The organism is Cellulomonas chengniuliangii (assembly GCF_024508335.1).
GTDB classification, from domain to species: Bacteria; Actinomycetota; Actinomycetes; order Actinomycetales; family Cellulomonadaceae; genus Cellulomonas_A; species Cellulomonas_A chengniuliangii.
Genome location: NZ_CP101988.1, coordinates 926809 through 945358 on the forward strand (window position 1 = coordinate 926809; position 18550 = coordinate 945358).

Genomic DNA, 18550 nt, shown 5'->3' on the forward strand with positions numbered 1-18550 from the left:
CGTGCTGCGCCTGGGGTGGCAGGCCCCGGCGGCCATCCCCTGGACGCGTGTCCGAGACTCTCCGATTCGGCGTATACCATGTGCCAGGCTGTTCTGCGGAGGCATTGGTCCAAATTGGCTCTAACGGGTGAATGTGGACTGCGTTCGGCTCTGCAACCCGCCGTGCGGCGATCGCACTGACGGGCTCTGACCGTTGAGGTCGCGCAGGGCAGCCATCCGGGGTCGACCGCGCGCGGTGAGGGCCTCCGAGCCGGATCTCTCCGGTCGGCGCCCATCGCCCGCGGATCGCTCGCGGCCTGCCGCGCATGACGTGGTGACGCGAGCCCGGACCTGTGCCGCTTTCCACTGGAGGAAGAATGAAGATCAGGCGTTTCGCCGGCTTCGCAGCCACCGTCGCGGTGGGCGCGCTCGCCCTGACGTCGTGCAGCAGCTCGGGGTCCACGGGTGGCGAAGCCACCACTGACGGCGCGGGCGGCATCGTCACCGCCTGGGGCAGTGAGCCGCAGAACCCGCTCATCCCCACGAACACCAACGAGGTGGGCGGCGGGAAGATCATCGACCTGATCTTCTCCGGGCTCGTCTACTACGACGCCGACGGCGCCCCGCACAACGAGGTCGCCGAGTCCATCGAGACGGACGACGCGCAGACCTACACGATCACGCTCGAGGAGGGCTGGACGTTCTCCAACGGCGAGCCCGTCACCTCGGAGAGCTTCGTCGACGCCTGGAACTACGGCGCGAAGCTCAGCAACGCCCAGCTGTCGAGCTACTTCTTCGAGATGATCGAGGGCTTCTCCTGGGACGAGGACTCTGAGCTCACCGGGCTCCAGATCGTCGACGACACCACCTTCACCGTGACGCTCAAGCAGCCGGAGGCCGACTTCCCGCTGCGCCTGGGCTACTCGGCGTACTTCCCGCTGCCGCAGGCCGCGTTCGAGGACATGGACGCGTTCGGCGAGCACCCGATCGGGAACGGCCCGTACAAGGTGGCCTCGGACGACGCGTGGCAGCACAACGTCGAGATCGCGCTGGTCCCCAACGAGGACTACACGGACGAGCGCGTCCCGCAGAACGGCGGCGTGACGATCAAGTTCTACGAGACCGTCGACGGCGCGTACAACGACCTGCTCGCCGGCCAGCTCGACGTGCTCGACCAGGTGCCGGACAGCGCCTTCAGCACCGTCGAGAACGAGCTGGGCGACCGGGCGATCAACCAGCCCGCCGCCCTGAACCAGACCCTCACCATCCCGATGGACCTGGAGCACTTCTCCGGCGAGGAGGGCGTCCTGCGCCGCCAGGCGATCTCGATGGCGATCAACCGCGAGGAGATCACCGACGCGATCTTCGAGGGCACCCGCACCCCGGCGCGTGACTTCACGTCGCCGGTCATCGACGGCTGGTCCGACGACGTCGCAGGCGTCGAGGTGCTCGAGTTCAACCCCGAGAAGGCCAGGGAGCTGTGGGCCGAGGCTGACGCGATCTCGCCGTACACCGGCACGTTCACGATCGGCTACAACAGCGACGGCGGCCACCAGGCCTGGGTCGACGCGGTGACGAACAGCCTGCGCAACACGCTCGGCATCTCCGCCGAGGGCAACCCGTACCCCGCCTTCAAGGACCTGCGGGCTGACGTCACCGCCGGGACGATCTCCGGCGCGTTCCGCTCCGGCTGGCAGGCCGACTACCCGAGCCTCTACAACTTCCTCGGCCCGATCTTCGGCACCGGGGCGGGCTCGAACGACGCCGGGTACTCGAGCCCCGAGGTCGACTCGCTGCTGGCCCAGGGCTCCGCGGCGTCGTCCGTGGACGAGGCCAACGAGTACTTCACGCAGGTGCAGGAGGTCCTTCTCCAGGACCTGCCCCAGATCCCGCTGTGGTACCAGAACGTCACTGGCGGCTCCGCTGACACCGTCTCGAACGTCGAGTTCGGGTGGAACGGCGTCCCGCTCCTCTACGAGGTCACCAAGGGCTGACCTCGCCTGACGCCGTGGGGGCGGGGCCGCGAGGTCCCGCCCCCACAGCGCGCCTGCGCCGGGATGTCCGGCGCCGGCTCCGACCACCTGTCCCCGCGGCCACGTCCGCGGGGGACCACACGAGGAGGAGACCTGATGGCCTGGTACATCGGGCGCAGGCTCTTGCAGATGATCCCGGTCTTCCTCGGGGCGACGCTGCTGATCTACGCGATGGTGTTCCTGCTCCCCGGGGACCCCGTCGCCGCCCTCGGTGGCGAGCGGGGGCTGAACCCCGCCGTGGCAGCGCAGATCCGCGCGGAGTACAACCTGGACCAGCCGTTCCTCGTCCAGTACCTGCTCTACCTCAAGGGCATCTTCACCCTCGACCTGGGGACCACGTTCTCCGGTCGCGCCGTGACCAGCGTCATGGCGGAGGCCTTCCCCGTCACCATCAAGCTCGCCGTGATGGCGCTGGTCTTCGAGGCCGTGTTCGGCGTCGCGGCGGGCCTGATCGCCGGCCTGCGCAAGGGCAAGGCGTTCGACGCCACCGTCCTGGTCGTCAGCCTGCTCGTGGTGGCCGTCCCGACCTTCGTCATCGGCTTCGTGCTGCAGTTCGTGGTCGGCGTGAAACTGCGCTGGCTGCCCACGGCCGTCGGCAGCGACGTCAGCTTCGAGTCGCTGATCATGCCGGCGATCGTGCTGGGCGCCGTCTCGTTCGCCTACGTGCTCCGGCTGACCCGCAACTCCGTCGCCGAGAACCTCACCGCCGACCACGTCCGCACGGCGACGGCCAAGGGCCTGTCCCGTGGCCGGGTCGTCAACGTGCACGTGCTGCGCAACTCGCTGATCCCCGTCGTGACCTTCCTCGGCGCCGACCTGGGCGCCTTGATGGGCGGCGCGATCATCACCGAGGGGATCTTCAACATCAACGGCGTGGGCGGCACGCTGTTCCGCGCGATCCAGCAGGGGCAGTCCACGACGGTCGTGTCCATCACGACCGTGCTCGTCATCGTCTACATCGTCGCGAACCTGCTCGTCGACCTCCTCTACGCGGCACTCGACCCGAGGATCCGTTATGCCTGAGACCACCACCCGCCCGCACCAGGGCCACTTCTTCGCGAGCCCCGAGCAGGCGCCCCTGCAGGTCGTGGACTCGATCGACGAGGGCGCTGCGCCGGCGAGCCTGTGGGCCGACGCCTGGCAGAACCTGCGCCGGCGCCCGCTGTTCTGGATCTCGGCGGCGCTGATCCTGCTGGTCGTGGCCGCCGCGGCCTTCCCCAGCCTGTTCACGTCGACCGATCCCCGGTTCTGCGAGCTGAAGAACAGCCTCGACGGTCCCAGCGGCGGACACCCGTTCGGCTTCGACCGGCAGGGCTGCGACATCTACGCGCGGACCATCTACGGCGCCCGGGCCTCCGTGCTCGTTGGCGTCCTGACCACCATCGTCGTGACGATCGTGGGCGGTCTGATCGGCGCCATCGCCGGGTTCTTCGGCGGCTGGTTCGACGCGGTGCTGTCCCGCGTGACGGACATCTTCTTCGCGATCCCGCTGGTGCTCGCCGCGATCGTCGTGATGCAGATGTTCAAGGAGAGCCGCAACATCCTCACCGTCGTGGTGGTGCTCGGGATCTTCGGCTGGCCGCAGCTCGCCCGCGTCATGCGCGGCGCGGTGATGAGCGTCAAGAACGCCGACTTCGTCACCGCGGCGAAATCCCTCGGGGCCTCCCGCGTGAAGACCCTGGTGCGGCACGTCGTCCCGAACGCGGCCGCGCCGGTGATCGTGTACGCGACGGTCGCCCTGGGCACGTTCATCGTCGCGGAGGCGACGCTGTCCTTCCTGGGCATCGGCCTGCCGCCCGAGGTGACCTCGTGGGGCGCCGACATCTCGAAGGCCCAGACCTCGCTGCGCAGCCAGCCGTCCGTGCTGTTCTACCCGGCCGGGGCGCTCGCCCTGACCGTGCTCAGCTTCATCATGATGGGCGACGCCGTGCGTGACGCCCTCGACCCGAAGGCACGCAAGCGATGAGCCAGCCGACATCGACGGGCGCCGCTGCGCCCAGCGCCCAGCAGCCGCTGCTGGAGATCCGGGACCTCGAGGTCTCCTTCACCACCGCCACCGGTGACGTGCGCGCCGTGCGCGGCGTGGACCTCACGGTCTACCCGGGCCAGACGGTCGCGATCGTGGGGGAGTCCGGCTCGGGCAAGTCCACGACCGCGCACGCGATCATCGACCTGCTGCCCGGCACGGGGAAGGTCACCGGCGGCTCGATCATGTTCGAGGGCCGGGACCTGGCCGCGCTGAGCCGGCGCGAGATGGTCGCGGTGCGCGGCAAGGAGATCGGCCTCGTCCCGCAGGACCCGATGTCCAACCTCAACCCGGTGTGGTCGGTGGGCTTCCAGGTCAAGGAGGCCCTCAAGGCCAACGGCGTGGCGAGGGGCTCCGCAGCCGACCAGCGCGTCGCCGAGCTGCTCACCGAGGCGGGCCTGCCGGACGCCGCCCGCCGGGCGAAGCAGTACCCGCACGAGTACTCCGGCGGGATGCGCCAGCGCGCGCTCATCGCCATCGGCCTCGCGGCGCGGCCCAAGCTGCTGATCGCCGACGAGCCGACGTCGGCCCTGGACGTCACGGTCCAGCGGACGATCCTGGACCACCTGCAGGGCCTCACCGAAGAGCTCGGCACCGCTGTGCTGTTCATCACGCACGACCTGGGCCTGGCCGCGGAGCGGGCCGAGCACCTCGTGGTGATGTACCGGGGCAAGGTCGTCGAGTCCGGGCCGGCCCGGGAGATCCTCAGCGCCCCGAAGCACCCGTACACGCAGCGGCTGGTCGCCTCGGCGCCGTCGCTCGCGTCCCAGCGCATCCAGAGCGCCAAGGAGCGCGGCGTCGCGACCACCGAGCTGCTGGCCCCCACCGGCGGCGACGGCGTCAGCTCGGCCCGCGACGAGGTGGTGACGGTCGAGCACCTGACCCGCACGTTCCACCTGCGCGGCGGCCGGCCGGGCAAGCGCAAGGAGTTCACCGCGGTCGACGACGTGTCGTTCGCGATCAAGCGCGGCACCACCATGGCGCTCGTGGGGGAGTCCGGGTCCGGCAAGTCCACGGTGGCCAACATCGTGCTCAACCTCCTGGAGCCCACCAGCGGCCGCATCCTGTTCGACGGGACGGACCTGAGCACGCTCGACCGCGCCCAGCTCTTCGACTTCCGCCGCCGGGTGCAGCCCATCTTCCAGAACCCGTACGGGTCGCTCGACCCGATGTACTCGATCTACCGCACGATCGAGGAGCCGCTGCGCACGCACAAGATCGGCGACCAGAAGTCCCGCGCGGCGAAGGTCCGCGAGCTGCTGGACCTCGTCGCGTTGCCCGCCTCCACGATGCGCCGGTACCCCAACGAGCTGTCCGGGGGGCAGCGCCAGCGCATCGCCATCGCGCGCGCCTTGGCGCTCGACCCCGAGGTCATCGTGTGCGACGAGGCCGTCTCGGCGCTCGACGTGCTGGTCCAGGCGCAGATCCTCACCCTGCTCAACGACCTGCAGGCGGAGCTCGGCCTGAGCTACCTGTTCATCACGCACGACCTGGCCGTGGTCCGCCAGATCGCGGACGAGGTGTGCGTCATGAACAGCGGGAGGATCGTGGAGGCGGCCACCACCGACGAGGTGTTCGACCACCCGCGCGAGCAGTACACACGCGAGCTGCTGGCGGCGATCCCGGGCGCGGCGCTGGACATTTTCGGCGGCTCTGGCCAGGGAGTTCCTGCCTGACCAAGGGCCCTTGACACGCGGTCTGGGAACTCTCGCTAGCGCGGGCAGGTAAGATTACTCGGCGCCCGCTGACGGGTGCTCTCCCCATCATGCGAAATGAGTTCCCCATGTCTGTGCGCTCCGACCTGCGCAACGTCGCGATCGTCGCCCACGTCGACCACGGCAAGACCACCCTCGTCGACGCCATGCTCTGGCAGGCGGGGTCGTTCGGCGACCACGCCCACGTCGACGAACGGGCGATGGACTCGGGGGACCTCGAGCGTGAGAAGGGCATCACGATCCTCGCCAAGAACACGGCGATCCGGTACACGGGTCCCGCGGCGGCGGCGGCCGGCGAGCCTGGCGGCATCACCATCAACGTGATCGACACCCCGGGCCACGCCGACTTCGGCGGCGAGGTCGAGCGCGGCCTGTCCATGGTCGACGGCGTCGTGCTGCTGGTCGACGCGTCGGAGGGCCCGCTGCCCCAGACGCGCTTCGTGCTCCGCAAGGCGCTCGAGGCCAAGCTGCCCGTGATCCTCGTGGTCAACAAGGTCGACCGCCCTGACTCGCGCATCTCCGAGGTCGTCGTCGAGGCCACCGACCTGCTGCTCGGCCTCGCGAGCGACCTGCACGAGGAGGTCCCGGACCTCGACCTGGACGCGATCCTCGACGTGCCCGTCGTGTACGCCGCCGCCAAGGCCGGCCGTGCCTCGACCGTCCAGCCGGCCGACGGCACGCTGCCCACCGACAGCGACAACCTCGAGCCGCTGTTCGCGACGATCATCGAGAAGATCCCGGCGCCGACGTACGAGGAGGGCGCCCCCCTCCAGGCGCACGTCACCAACCTCGACGCCTCGCCGTTCCTCGGCCGCCTCGCGCTGCTGCGCATCTTCAACGGCACGATCCACAAGGGCCAGACGGTCGCGTGGGCCCGCGCCGACGGCACGCTGCAGAACGTCAAGATCACCGAGCTGCTCGAGACCAAGGCGCTCGACCGCGTGCCCACCGACTCGGCGGGCCCGGGCGACATCGTCGCCGTGGCCGGCATCGAGAACATCACCATCGGCGAGACGCTCACCGACCCGGACGACCCGCGCCCGTTGCCCCTGATCAAGGTGGACGACCCGGCGATCTCCATGACGATCGGGATCAACACGTCCCCGCTCGCCGGCCGCGGCGGCAAGAACCACAAGGTCACCGCGCGGCAGGTCAAGGACCGCCTCGACAAGGAGCTCATCGGCAACGTGTCGCTGCGCGTGCTCCCCACCGAGCGCCCCGACGCGTGGGAGGTGCAGGGCCGCGGCGAGCTGGCGCTGGCCATCCTCGTCGAGCAGATGCGCCGCGAGGGCTTCGAGCTCACCGTCGGCAAGCCGCAGGTCGTCACGCGCACCATCGACGGCAAGCGCCACGAGCCGATGGAGCGCATGACCATCGACGTGCCCGAGGAGTACCTCGGCTCGGTCACGCAGCTGCTCGCGCAGCGCAAGGGCCGCATGGAGACGATGTCGAACCACGGCACCGGCTGGGTCCGGATGGAGTTCGTGGTCCCGGCCCGTGGCCTGATCGGCTTCCGTACCCGGTTCCTCACTGACACGCGCGGCACCGGCATCGCGTCCTCGATCGCCGAGGGCTACGAGCCGTGGGTCGGGCCGATCGAGACCCGGGTCAACGGCTCGCTCGTCGCCGACCGCGCCGGTGTCGTCACGCCGTTCGCGATGATCAACCTGCAGGAGCGCGGCTCCTTCTTCGTCGACCCCACGCAGGAGGTCTACGAGGGCATGATCGTCGGCGAGAACTCCCGCAACGAGGACATGGACGTCAACATCACCAAGGAGAAGAAGCTCACGAACATGCGCGCTGCCTCCAGCGACACGTTCGAGAACCTCACTCCGCCGCGGCACCTCACGCTCGAGGAGAGCCTGGAGTTCGCTCGCGAGGACGAGTGCGTGGAGGTGACCCCGGAGGTCGTGCGCATCCGCAAGGTGATCCTCGACCAGACCGAGCGCGCCCGCGCGTTCGCCCGCACCAAGCGCGCCTGAGCGCACGATGACCCCGGTGGCTCTGGGCCCTCTCCTCGCGGTGCACGCGCACCCCGACGACGAGACCCTGGCCACCGGGGCGCTGCTCGCGACATGGGCGGCCTCGGGCGCCCCCGTCACCGTGGTCACCTGCACCCGCGGGGAGCGCGGCGAGGTGATCGGCTCCTCGCTCGCGCACCTGGAGGGGGACGGCCCTGCGCTGGCCGCGCACCGCACCGGAGAGCTCGCCGCGGCACTGGCCCAGCTCGGCGTGCGCGACCACGTCTTCCTCGACACGGTCCCCGGCCCTGACGGAGCCCCGTCCGACGTGCGGTACGCCGACTCCGGCATGGCCTGGGCGGGCGTCGGCCGCGCGGGCCGGCTCGAGGACCTCCCCCCGGACGCCTTCGTCGGCGCGCCGGCCGACGAAGCAGCTGGGCGGCTCGCGCGGCTGGTCCGCAGCCGTCGCCCCGCCGTCCTGGCCACGTACGAGCCCGGCGGCGGGTACGGCCACCCCGACCACGTGCGCGCCCACGAGGTGGCGGCCGAGGCGGTGCGCCTCGCGGCCGATCCGGCGTGGGAGCCCGCGGCAGGGGCCCCGCACACTGTCGCCGCCGTGCTGTGGGCGGCGCAGGGGGAGGCCGCCCTGCGCCGGGCCTACGCCGCGCTGGCCGCAGAGCAGGCAGCCTCGGGCCCTGAGGCTGGACTGGTGGCGCCTGACCCCGACGGGCCGCTGCCCTCGGTCGCGACGCCCGACGCCGCGCTCGACGTGGTGGTCGACGTCGCACCTGTGCTGCCCGCCGTGGTGGGGGCGCTGCGCGCGCACGCGACCCAGGTGCACGCGCTCGCGCGCGTCGAGCCCGGCGCGGACCCCGCTGTGCTGGGCCGCTACGCCCTCAGCAACGACATCCTGGCCCCGCTGCTGTCCACCGAGGGCTACCGGCTGGCGCCGGGCTCCGACGCCGACGCCGTGACCTGGCCCGCCGGTGTGCGACGGGTAGCCTGAGGCCGTGCAACCTCTGACCGGCGCGGTGATCCTGCGCGGTGCGGCAGCCCTCCTGCTCGGTGCTGTCGTCGGCGCCACGGGCACGGTCATGCACCGCTCCGAGGCCCCCTGGGGCATGGTGCTCGCGCTCGCCCTCGTGCTGTGCGCCGCGATCGCCGCTCGCGCCTGGGACGGGTGGGTCACCTTCGTCGGCTATGCGGGCGGCATGTACTTCATCGTCCAGCTCCTCGCGCAGACCGGTCCGGGCGGCGACGTGCTGGTCCCCGCCGGGGACTCCTTCGGCTGGTGGTGGCTCATCGGCTCAGGGCTGGCGATCGCCGTGGCGGCCTTCGCCCCCCGCCGGCTGTTCAGCGACGCGCCCCGAGAGCGCGGCGCCCGCAGCCGCCGGAACGGGCCGGACACACCGTGACCGACGAGGACTCGGCCGTCACGCCAGTCGATCCCGTCGTCTACCGTGCCGCGATCGGCCGCCTGCCCTCTGGCGTCGGAGTCGTCTCGTTGCGCTGGCGGGGGACGGACCACGCCACCACAGTCAGCTCGCTGGCGTCGGTCTCCCTCGAGCCGCCCATGCTGCTGTTCTGCGTGCACAACGACTCGCGCCTCCGCGACGCCCTCGACGACGTCGACCGGTGGGCGGTGAGCGTCCTCGCCGACACCTCCGGCCCGGTCGCCGACTGGCTCGCGTCCCCCGGGCGGCCGACCGTCGGGCAACTCGCCCGGGTCCCGCACCGCACCGCTCCGCGCTCCGGCGCGGCGTGGATCGACGGAGCCGCCGCCTGGCTCGAGTGCCGCACCGCCGCCATCCACCCGGCCGGCGACCACGACATCGTCGTGGGCACGGTCATCACCGCCGAGCAAGGGGCCGCGGACGCAGGTGGCCTCGTCCACCTGCGCGGGCGCGTCCACGGGGTCCGCTGAGCCCTGCCGCACGCGTGCGGATCCTGCGCAGACACGGTGACGCGCCCACGTTTGGGCCGTGCATACGTGCGCCGCACGTAGAATCTGCCGCTGTATCACCCGCATCACCACGCAGCAGGGGGAGCCACCGATGGGCACGAACGAGCAGGTCGACGAGCATGCGCCAGAAGCCGCCGACACCCCCGTGCCGGACCGGCAGGATCGGGTCGACGGCTCCGGCATAGCGGATGGCGCCACCGGTGGCAGCGCCGACGCCGACGACGTGGCGTCCGCGGCGGGCGCCCTCGCCGTCGACGAGGAGCCCGTTGCCCACGAGCCCTCCGTCGAGGCCGACCTTGACGACGCAGACGCAGCCCCCGCCGTCGACGCCGATGCAGAGCTCGCCGCGTTGGAGGCCGAGCCCGTCGTGGCCGCGGCTGAGCCCGGCGCGGGCCTTGGCGCGATTGAGCCGGTCGAGCCGGTCGAGCCAGTCGAGGCAGACTCCGCGGCGGAGGCAGCGCCCGCGGTCGCCCACGCCGAGCCCGAGGCCGTCGTGGAGCGTGCCGACGCAGAGGAGGCTGTGCCTGACGCGGCGCCCGACGACGCTGCCGACGTGGACCCCGCTGAGGCGGAGGCCGAGGTGGTCGGGGTGCCGGAGGCCGGGGACGACGACGCGGTGGCACTGGACCAGGACGACGCGCCGACGGGCGCCCCCGCCCTCGGCGACACGGACGCGAGCGACGGCGCCGCCGAGGCTGCAGCCAGAACCCAGGACGACGAGCTCGCGCCGGCGACTCCCGAGAGCCCCGCTGCGGCGAGCGCCACGACAGCGTCGGAGCCGACCCCGCCGGCGAGCGGAGCGGCTGTGCCGGCTGCCGCGACTGCCAACGTCGGCGACGCGCCAGACGACCTCCCGGCACGTGAGGGCGGCGCGGCCGGACAGGACGACGCGGCTGGCACTGGCCAGGACGCGGCTGGTGACGCGGCGCCCGTGGCCCGACCCGCGGACGCCGAGCCCTCAGTGGGCGGCGCCTCGCAGCCGGGCGAGGACCGAGCGGCCCCCCGCGCCGTGCCCGCCGTCCCGCACGACGAGCAGCGGGCCGCCGACGGCCACGCGCCTGACGCGCGGCCCGTTGACGAGGACGCCGCTGCGGAGGCGCGACAGGCGAGCGACGGCTTGCCCGTCGCGACGCCGACCTCCGCCGCGCCGACCTCCGCCGCGCCGACCTCCGCCGCGCCGACCTCCGCCGCGCCGACCTCCGCCGCGCCGACCTCCGCCGCGCCGACCTCCGCCGCGCCGACCTCCGCCGCGCCGACCTCCGCCGCGCCGACCTCCGCCGCGCCGACCGGCGGCGGCTCCGCTCCCGTGGCGGGTCCCGTGTCCGATGCCCCGCGGCCGCCCGCCGTGGACGCGCCGACCCAGGTCACGCCCTCTGCTCCAGCGACGCCGGTCGTGGCGGCAGCAGCGGCGGCGGGCGCCACCCAGGTGCTGCCTCCCGCAGCCCCAGCCCCGACGGGCGCCGCCCCGGTGCGCCGTTCTGTCGTGCCGCCCCGCCAGGACATCGAGCCAGCAGCGCCAGCAGCGCCGGCCGCAGCCGGCGGCTGGCAGGGCTGGCCGTCCACGCAGGCGCAGGCCACGCAGGCGCAGGCCACGGAGGCCGGCTCGTCGACCGCCGCCGGTGCGACCGCCGCCGGTGCGGCCGCAGTCGCGGGAACGGCGGCGTCGACCCGTGCCCCCGCACCCTCCGCCCCGTACAGCGCCTCCGCCCAGCCAGCCCTCGCGGCGCCCGAGGCGGCCCCCGGGCCGTCCCGCCCGCAGGCCGCCGGCTCCGCCGCCGCAGCGACCTCCGCGTCTGAGGAGCCGCCGGCCGCCGCCTCGCCGCTCGACCAGTTCGACTCACCGGAGCGGCCGCGGCGGTGGCCGAGGGTGCTGCTCGTGTCGAGCTTGGTCGCCGTGGTGCTGGGCGGCGCCTATGTGGCGGCCGCCTACGCGCTCGGGGGCAGGGTCCCGCGGGGCGCCACGGTCGCCGGTGTGGAGATCGGCGGGATGGACGCGGGCGCGGCCGAGGACGCGCTGCGGACCGGCCTGGCCGACCTGTCGACCTCCGCTGTTCCGGTCGCCGCGGGCGAGAAGAGCGCGACGCTCGACCCGGTGTCGGCTGGGCTGACCCTGGACATCGCGGCCACCGTCGACTCGCTCACCGGAGTCGACCTGTCGCCCGCGCGGATGTGGCAGCACCTGGTGGGGGTTGACGACAAGCAGCCGGTCACGGCGGTCGACGAGTCGGCGTTCGACACGGCGGTCGAGGGCCTGGACGACGCGTTGGCGCTCGCGCCGGTCGACGGCGCGATCGTGTTCGTGGACGGCGACGCCCATGCCACCGACGCGGTCGACGGGCTGTCCCTCGACGTCGACGCCGCCGCGGAGGTCCTGCGCGCAGGATGGCTCACCGCGGACCGCCCGCTCCAGCTGCCCACGACGGTCGTCGCCCCCGACATCACGCAGGAGGAGACGGACACGGCGCTGCAGACCGTCGCCCGGCGCGTGGTGGCGGCGCCGGTGTCGCTCCAGGTCGCGGACCAGGTGGTGAACTTCTCGCCGGACACCCTCGCGGCTGTCTCGACGATGGCGCCCGACGGCTCGTCGCTGACGCTGCAGATGGACGGGGCCGCGCTCGTGGCGGAAGTCCTCGAGCAGACGACGGACCTGCTGACGGAGTCCGCGGACGCGCACTTCGAGTTCGTGAACGGCGCGCCCCAGGTCATCCCGGGGGAGCCCGGGACCACGTTGGACCCGCAGGCGGTCGCCGACGCCGTCGCCGCCGCCGCGGTGGCGGACGTGCGCAGCGCCACGGTCGAGCTCGTCCCGTCCGACCCGGAGCAGTCCACCGCGAAGCTCGAGGCGCTCGGCGTCAAGGAGGTCGTGGCGCAGTTCAGGACGCCGCTGAACTCCGAGCCGAAGCGCACCAAGAACATCACCCTGGGCGCCTCGCGCGTCAACGGCACGGTCGTGCTCCCGGGCGAGGTCTTCAGCCTCGCCGAGACGGTCGGGCCGGTCACCGCCGCCAGCGGCTACATCGCCGCCGGCGTGATCAACAACGGCGAGCACGTCGACGGCATGGGTGGAGGGCTGTCGCAGCTCGCGACGACGACGTTCAACGTCGGCCACGAGGCCGGGTTCGAGGATGTGGAGCACAAGCCGCACTCCGAGTGGATCTCGCGCTACCCGGAGGGCAGGGAGGCCACCCTCTACACCCCGTCTGTGGATATGAAGTGGAAGAACAACACGCCGTACGGCGTCGTCCTCCAGGCATGGATCGCGGACGGGCACGTGAACGTGGCCGCGTGGAGCACGAAGTACTGGACCGTCGAGTCGACGACCAGCGCGCGCTCGAACGTCAAGCCCGCCGGGGTCAGCTACAGCTCGTCGCCGACCTGCCAGCCGCAGTCCGCGGGCAGCGGCGGCTTCTCGGTCACCGTGACCCGCAAGGTGTCGCTCAACGGCGAGGTCAAGAGCACCGAGTCGAAGACGACGACCTACAAGGCGGCGAACAAGATCGTCTGCGGGCCGCCGCCCACGGAGTGACCAGGCGGCCGGCGGCCCACGCCGCCGGCCCCAGGGCTCATCGCGCGCGTGGCCGGCGGGCGGGGGCCGGTGGCACGATCTTCGCGAGCGCGATCTCCCCGGCCGGGACCCGCACGGTGTCGCCGCGGCGGGTCAGCACGCTGACCCCCTCGTCGTCGACGGCGACCAGGTCCCCCAGAACGTCGGTCCACCGCTGCGGGTCGTCGTCGGGGAGGGTGCGCCGCACCACCACGCGCACCCCCGGCGACCAGGCGCGCCATGCCCGCTGGTCCTGGCGGCTCATCGTCGTGCCCCACGTGGCGGACGCCACTTCGTCTCGGTGCTCACCTGGGGGATACTAGGTCGGACGGCGCGCAGGGCGCCGCTCGCCGCATGATCGCCAGAACCGTCGACCCTGCTCGGTCCGTGGAGGACAGCCGTGACGTATGTGATCGCCCAGCCTTGCGTTGACGTCAAGGACAAGGCGTGCATCGAGGAATGTCCCGTGGACTGCATCTACGAGGGCAAGCGGTCGCTGTACATCCACCCCGACGAGTGCGTGGACTGCGGCGCGTGCGAGCCGGTGTGCCCGGTGGAGGCCATCTACTACGAGGACGACGTCCCCGAGCAGTGGTCGGAGTACTACAAGGCGAACGTCGAGTTCTTCGACGACCTCGGCTCGCCAGGTGGCGCCGCCAAGATGGGCGAGATCGACAAGGACCACCCGATCATCGCGACGCTGCCGCTCCAGATCCACACGGACTGACTCGATGGGCCTGGCCACCGGCGCGCTGCCGGACTTCCCCTGGGATGCCCTCGGCCCGTACGCCGCCACCGCCCGCGCGCACCCCGGGGGCATCGTCGACCTCTCGGTCGGCACCCCGGTCGACCCGACGCCGAAGCTCGTGCGCGACGCGTTGGCGGCTGCCTCGGACGCCCCCGGCTACCCGACGACGCATGGCGCCCCCGAGCTCCGGGGCGCCGTCGTCGACTGGTTCGCCCGGCGGAGGGCGGTCCCCGGCCTGGATCCCGCGGGGGTGCTGCCGACGATCGGCTCGAAGGAGCTCGTCGCCTGGCTCCCGGCGCTGCTCGGCCTGGGCGGCGGCGACGTGGTGCTGCACCCGGCCACCGCGTACCCCACGTACGACCTGGGGGCCCGTTTGGCGGGCGCGCGGCCGGTCGCGGCGGACGACGTCGTGGAGCGGCTCGCTCCCGGGGCCCCCGGCGCCGACGACGTGCGCCTGGTGTGGCTGAACTCGCCCGGCAACCCGGACGGCCGGGTGCTCGGTATCGAGGAGCTGGCAGCGGTCGTCTCCGCTGCCCGGGCCGCTCAGGACCGCACGGGCAAGCCGGTCGTGATCGCCTCGGACGAGTGCTACGCCGAGCTCGCGTGGGATGAGCCGTGGGCCTCCGAGGGCGTGCCGAGCATCCTGGACCCGCGCATCGCGGGCGGTGACCTGACGGGCCTGCTGGCGGTGTACTCGCTGTCCAAGCAGTCGAACCTGGCCGGGTACCGCGCGGCGTTCGCGGCTGGGGACCCGGTTCTGGTGGGCCGGTTGCTCGAGCTCCGCAAGCACGCAGGGATGATCGTCCCCGCGCCCGTGCAGGCGGCGATGACGGTCGCGCTGCGGGACGACGAGCACGTCGCCGCGCAGCGCGAGCTGTACCGCGGCCGGCGCGAGGTGCTGCGAGCCGCCCTGGAGCGCTCGGGGCACGTGGTGGACGGCTCGCACGCGGGGCTCTACCTCTGGACGCGGCCGCAAGGGCTGCCGCAGGACTGTTGGGCGACGGTCTCCGGGTTCGCGGAACGCGGGATCCTGGTGGCCCCCGGAGCCTTCTACGGGCCAGCGGCGGCGGGCCATGTCCGGGTCGCCCTCACCGCGACCGACGAGCAGGTCGACGAGGCGGCGCGACGCCTTGTCGCCGGCTGAACGGCCGCCACAAGCGCGCGACACGGCGCGGGAGAGGTCACAAGCGTCCAGGCGGCAAGTGTGACCTACGACTGTGATGGTTCTCACACCAGGGACTAAATGCCCTCTGAGATTGGTCAGCACGCGCGCGCCGCAGGTACCGTCATGGCTGGCCAAAGACGGTCGAACAGCCGGCCCGAGCGGTCGCGATCAACGACGAATCGGTCACGCCCGCCCGGCGTTACCTGTCGTCGCAGGAAGGAACGCCATGCCCGACGCCGGTGCATCTCCCGTCCAGCTGACCGTGGACGGCACGAGCTTTGAGCTTCCCGTGGTTCCCGCGAGCGATGGGAACCCCGGCATCGTGGTCTCCACGCTGCTGCGCGACACCGGGATGGTGACGGTGGACCCGGGGTTCATGAACACCGCGTCCTGCGAGTCCCAGGTGACGTACATCGACGGCGACGCGGGCATCCTGCGCTACCGCGGGTACCCCATCGAGCAGCTGGCCGAGAAGTCCACGTTCCTCGAGGTGGCGTACCTGCTGGTGCACGGCGAGCTGCCGACGCCCACCGAGCTCGAGGCGTTCGTCGAGCGGGTCAACCGCCACACGCTCGTCCACGAGGACTTCCGCACGTTCATGGGGACCTTCCCCCGCAACGCGCACCCCATGGCGGTGATGTCCTCCGCCATCAACGCGCTCGCGACGTTCTACCCGGAGAGCCTCGACCCGTTCGACCCCGAGACGGTCGAGCTGGCCACGGTGCTCATCCTGGCCAAGACGCGCACCATCACGTCCTACCTGCACCGCACCGCACACGGCGAGCCGCTGCTGTACCCGGACTACTCCCGCGGGTACGTCGAGGACTTCCTGCGGATGACGTTCGCCGTGCCGTACCAGCAGTACGAGGCCGACCCGGTGGTGGTCAACGCCCTCGACAAGCTGCTCATCCTGCACGCCGACCACGAGCAGAACTGCTCCACGTCGACGGTCCGGATCGTCGGCTCGAGCCACGCCAACCTGTACGCCTCCGTCGCGGCCGGCATCAACGCGCTCTCCGGCCCGCTGCACGGCGGGGCCAACGAGGCCGTGCTGAAGATGCTCGGCGAGATCCAGGCCAACGGCGGCGACGCCACCGACTTCATGACCCGGGTCAAGAACAAGGAGGACGGCGTCCGCCTGATGGGCTTCGGCCACCGGGTCTACAAGAACTACGACCCTCGCGCGGCGATCGTCAAGCAGAGCGCAGACGCGGTGCTCGCGGCCCTCGGCAAGAACGACGAGCTGCTCGACATCGCGCGCAGCCTCGAGGAGATCGCGCTGAGCGACGAGTACTTCATCTCGCGCAAGCTCTACCCGAACGTGGACTTCTACACCGGTCTGATCTACAAGGCGATGGGCTTCTCGGAGTCGATGTTCACGCCGCTGTTCGCCCTGGGGCGGATGCCCGGCTGGATCGCCCAGTGGCGCGAGATGATGAACGACCCGCAGACGAAGATCGGGCGCCCGCGCCAGATCTACACCGGCGCCACGGTGCGCGACTACGTGGCCCCTGACGCCCGCTGACCTCAGGCGTCGCCGGCGAGGGTCACCCTGACCTCGCCGGCGGGCAGCACCCGGCCTGCCGGCGCCCAAGCGCCCGTGTCACGCGACCAGGTCTCCCCGTCGACAGACACCCGGGTCACCTGCTGCTCGGCCGCCACCGCCACCGACCACTGGGCCACGGCCCACGCGAACCGCTCCTGGTCGCCCGTCACGCCGTGGGCGAGCGGGGTCGTGTCCAGCACTACCGTGGTGATGCCGTCCTCACCCGTGGACGAGGAGGCCGGGAGGGCGCCGTAGTCACGCTCGACGCGGGCGGTGAAGGCCGGCGCCGAGCCCGGCCCGCTGGGCTCGCGCAGCGTGCACGTGAGGGCCCCGGGGGAGAAGCCGGTGAGGGCCGACGCCCACGCCCGGGAGCGGCCCTCGTGCTGGGCGTAGGCGTCCGGGAACCCGGAGCGCTGCACCGCCTGGGCGGCCTCGGTGATGGGCAGCTGCTCGTAGCCCTGCACCTTGACCAGCCCGTCGTAGAAGGCGTTCGTCGAGTAGACGGGGTCCATGATCTGCTCGACGGCGCCCCAGCCCTGCGAGGGCCTCTGCTGGAAGAGCCCGACCGAGTCCCGGTCGCCGTAGTCGATGTTGATCAGGCGGGACTCCTGCAACGCGGTCGCGATGGCGATGGTCACGGCGCGGGCAGGCAGCCCACGGCGGATGGCGGTGGAGGACAGCAGGGCCGCGTTGCCCGCCTGCTCGGGCGACAGGACCCATGACGTGCCGTCGATCTGGACGACGCAGCGCTCAGCGGTGACCTTGGGGGGCTCGGACCGCACGAGCACCAGCACCACGACAACGATCCCCGCCGCCAGCACCGCGAGCAGCACCAGCGCGGCGCCCACCCCCCGGGCGAGGCGCTGACCCCAACGGTGCCGGTGCCGCCGTGCCATGGATCAGTTGGCGTGCAGCGCGGTGTTGAGCCGGACCCCGGCGCCCGTGCGGGCGACGGCCTCGACAGCGCCGGTCAGCGAGTTGCGCCGGAACAGGATGTTGTCGGCCCCCGCCAACTCCCTGGCCTTGACCACCGGAGGCGCGCCGTCCTCGGCGCCGACCAGCACCAGCTTGGTCCCGGCCGTCAGGTACAGGCCTGCCTCGACCACGCAGTCGTCGCCCAGCGGGATGCCGAGCCCGGCATTGGCGCCCAGCAGGGTGCGCCGGCCGATGGACACCGTCTCGCGGCCCCCACCGGACAATGTGCCCATGATCGAGGCGCCGCCGCCGATGTCGCTGCCGTCGCCGACCGTGACCCCCGCGGAGATGCGTCCCTCGACCATGGACGTGCCGAGCGTGCCGGCGTTGAAGTTCACGAAGCCCTCGTGCATCACGGTGGTGCCGGGGGCCAGGTACGCGCCGAGGCGCACGCGGTCGGCGTCGGCGATGCGGACGCCGGGGGGCAGCACGTAGTCGACCATGCGGGGGAACTTGTCGACGCCGTACACGGTGACGGGCACGCCGTGCGCGGCGCGCAGCCGGGCGCGCGTCGACTCGAAGCCCTCCGGAGAGCACGCACCCCGGTCCGTCCAGACGACGTTCGGCAGCACCGCGAAGATGCCGTCCAGGTTCTGCCCGTGCGGCGGCACCAGGCGGTGGGACAGCAGGTGCAGGCGCAGGTAGGCGTCGGCGGTGTCCGCGGGCGGGGCGTCGAGGTCCACGACGGTGCGCACCACCCGGGTGCTGACCCGGCGCGCCGGATCCGCGCCCTCGGCGGCGAGGAGCTCCTCGGGGGCTGCGGCGTCCTCGTCGACCAGGCCCAGGCTCGGGGCCGGGTACCAGACGTCGAGGGTGACGTCGTCATCGGTCACAGTGGACAGGCCGAACCCCCAGGCCGTGCGCGCGCTCATCTCCTCAGCCTAGACGGAGCCTC

Annotated in this window: 15 protein-coding genes and 1 pseudogene; 13 read left to right on the forward strand and 3 right to left on the reverse strand. The window is 72.3% G+C overall.

Annotation, left to right across the window (positions count from 1 at the left end):
• Positions 1-356 precede the first annotated feature (356 nt).
• The 10 genes and pseudogenes from NP064_RS04375 to NP064_RS16745 all read left to right on the forward strand — a co-directional run bounded on the left by NP064_RS04375 (position 357) and on the right by NP064_RS16745 (position 13203).
• Positions 357-1973, forward strand: coding sequence for a peptide ABC transporter substrate-binding protein (locus NP064_RS04375; protein WP_227567730.1), 1617 nt, complete (start codon positions 357-359; stop codon positions 1971-1973).
• Between the two features lie 135 nt (positions 1974-2108).
• Positions 2109-3035 carry an ABC transporter permease gene (locus tag NP064_RS04380; protein ID WP_227567729.1) on the forward strand — a complete coding sequence of 309 codons (927 nt, stop codon included), beginning with the start codon at positions 2109-2111 and terminating at the stop codon, positions 3033-3035.
• The gene (locus tag NP064_RS04385; protein WP_227567728.1) at positions 3028-3978 is read left to right on the forward strand and encodes an ABC transporter permease; all 951 of its coding nucleotides are present in this window, start codon (positions 3028-3030) and stop codon (positions 3976-3978) included. Before NP064_RS04380 ends, NP064_RS04385 begins: the two co-directional genes overlap by 8 nt.
• Complete coding sequence (locus tag NP064_RS04390; RefSeq protein WP_227567727.1) at positions 3975-5714, forward strand: dipeptide ABC transporter ATP-binding protein; 1740 nt, start codon at positions 3975-3977, stop codon at positions 5712-5714. Before NP064_RS04385 ends, NP064_RS04390 begins: the two co-directional genes overlap by 4 nt.
• Before the next feature lie 107 nt (positions 5715-5821).
• Positions 5822-7735, forward strand: coding sequence for a translational GTPase TypA (gene typA / locus NP064_RS04395; protein ID WP_227567726.1), 1914 nt, complete (start codon positions 5822-5824; stop codon positions 7733-7735).
• Between the two features lie 7 nt (positions 7736-7742).
• Positions 7743-8720 carry a PIG-L family deacetylase gene (locus NP064_RS04400; RefSeq protein WP_227567725.1) on the forward strand — a complete coding sequence of 326 codons (978 nt, stop codon included), beginning with the start codon at positions 7743-7745 and terminating at the stop codon, positions 8718-8720.
• A gap of 4 nt (positions 8721-8724) precedes the next feature.
• On the forward strand, positions 8725-9129 hold the full coding sequence (locus tag NP064_RS04405; protein ID WP_227567724.1) for a hypothetical protein: 405 nt from the start codon (positions 8725-8727) through the stop codon (positions 9127-9129).
• Positions 9126-9638, forward strand: a complete 513-nt coding sequence (locus tag NP064_RS04410) for a flavin reductase family protein (protein WP_227567723.1) — start codon at positions 9126-9128, stop codon at positions 9636-9638. Before NP064_RS04405 ends, NP064_RS04410 begins: the two co-directional genes overlap by 4 nt.
• A gap of 1215 nt (positions 9639-10853) precedes the next feature.
• Positions 10854-11474: pseudogene (locus NP064_RS16740) on the forward strand (pentapeptide repeat-containing protein); the annotation flags it as partial.
• An 802-nt stretch (positions 11475-12276) separates the two neighbouring features.
• Positions 12277-13203 (forward strand): VanW family protein, encoded by a 927-nt coding sequence (locus NP064_RS16745; RefSeq protein WP_431355874.1) that lies wholly within the window; start codon positions 12277-12279, stop codon positions 13201-13203.
• A gap of 37 nt (positions 13204-13240) precedes the next feature.
• Here NP064_RS16745 and NP064_RS04420 read toward each other — a convergent pair whose 3' ends face one another.
• Positions 13241-13486 carry a putative acetyltransferase gene (locus NP064_RS04420; protein WP_227567722.1) on the reverse strand — a complete coding sequence of 82 codons (246 nt, stop codon included), beginning with the start codon at positions 13484-13486 and terminating at the stop codon, positions 13241-13243.
• Between the two features lie 135 nt (positions 13487-13621).
• Between NP064_RS04420 and fdxA the strand changes: the two genes are divergently transcribed.
• The 3 genes from fdxA to NP064_RS04435 all read left to right on the forward strand — a co-directional run bounded on the left by fdxA (position 13622) and on the right by NP064_RS04435 (position 16659).
• Entirely contained in the window at positions 13622-13948 is a 327-nt protein-coding gene (gene fdxA, locus NP064_RS04425) for a ferredoxin (RefSeq protein ID WP_066584786.1), read from the forward strand.
• A 4-nt stretch (positions 13949-13952) separates the two neighbouring features.
• On the forward strand, positions 13953-15113 hold the full coding sequence (gene dapC, locus NP064_RS04430) for a succinyldiaminopimelate transaminase (RefSeq protein ID WP_227567721.1): 1161 nt from the start codon (positions 13953-13955) through the stop codon (positions 15111-15113).
• Positions 15114-15360: 247 nt separating this feature from the next.
• The gene (locus NP064_RS04435; protein ID WP_227567720.1) at positions 15361-16659 is read left to right on the forward strand and encodes a citrate synthase; all 1299 of its coding nucleotides are present in this window, start codon (positions 15361-15363) and stop codon (positions 16657-16659) included.
• Positions 16660-16661: 2 nt separating this feature from the next.
• Here NP064_RS04435 and NP064_RS04440 read toward each other — a convergent pair whose 3' ends face one another.
• Both NP064_RS04440 and dapD read right to left on the reverse strand, forming a co-directional pair.
• On the reverse strand, positions 16662-17576 hold the full coding sequence (locus tag NP064_RS04440; RefSeq protein ID WP_227567719.1) for a hypothetical protein: 915 nt from the start codon (positions 17574-17576) through the stop codon (positions 16662-16664).
• Between the two features lie 3 nt (positions 17577-17579).
• Complete coding sequence (dapD, locus tag NP064_RS04445; RefSeq protein WP_227567718.1) at positions 17580-18527, reverse strand: 2,3,4,5-tetrahydropyridine-2,6-dicarboxylate N-succinyltransferase; 948 nt, start codon at positions 18525-18527, stop codon at positions 17580-17582.
• Positions 18528-18550 lie beyond the last annotated feature (23 nt).

What these genes read in the sequence shown, in the direction of transcription:
- NP064_RS04375 (WP_227567730.1), top strand. Translation starts at nt 357, where the DNA reads ATGAAGATCAGGCGTTTCGCCGGCTTCGCAGCCACCGTCGCGGTGGGC.
- NP064_RS16745 (WP_431355874.1), top strand. Translation starts at nt 12,277, where the DNA reads ATGGACGGGGCCGCGCTCGTGGCGGAAGTCCTCGAGCAGACGACGGAC.
- dapD (WP_227567718.1), bottom strand. Translation starts at nt 18,527, where the DNA reads ATGAGCGCGCGCACGGCCTGGGGGTTCGGCCTGTCCACTGTGACCGAT.
- NP064_RS04420 (WP_227567722.1), bottom strand. Translation starts at nt 13,486, where the DNA reads ATGAGCCGCCAGGACCAGCGGGCATGGCGCGCCTGGTCGCCGGGGGTG.
- NP064_RS04400 (WP_227567725.1), top strand. Translation starts at nt 7,743, where the DNA reads ATGACCCCGGTGGCTCTGGGCCCTCTCCTCGCGGTGCACGCGCACCCC.
- typA (WP_227567726.1), top strand. Translation starts at nt 5,822, where the DNA reads ATGTCTGTGCGCTCCGACCTGCGCAACGTCGCGATCGTCGCCCACGTC.
- NP064_RS04385 (WP_227567728.1), top strand. Translation starts at nt 3,028, where the DNA reads ATGCCTGAGACCACCACCCGCCCGCACCAGGGCCACTTCTTCGCGAGC.
- NP064_RS04390 (WP_227567727.1), top strand. Translation starts at nt 3,975, where the DNA reads ATGAGCCAGCCGACATCGACGGGCGCCGCTGCGCCCAGCGCCCAGCAG.
- NP064_RS04440 (WP_227567719.1), bottom strand. Translation starts at nt 17,576, where the DNA reads ATGGCACGGCGGCACCGGCACCGTTGGGGTCAGCGCCTCGCCCGGGGG.
- NP064_RS04380 (WP_227567729.1), top strand. Translation starts at nt 2,109, where the DNA reads ATGGCCTGGTACATCGGGCGCAGGCTCTTGCAGATGATCCCGGTCTTC.
- NP064_RS04435 (WP_227567720.1), top strand. Translation starts at nt 15,361, where the DNA reads ATGCCCGACGCCGGTGCATCTCCCGTCCAGCTGACCGTGGACGGCACG.
- dapC (WP_227567721.1), top strand. Translation starts at nt 13,953, where the DNA reads ATGGGCCTGGCCACCGGCGCGCTGCCGGACTTCCCCTGGGATGCCCTC.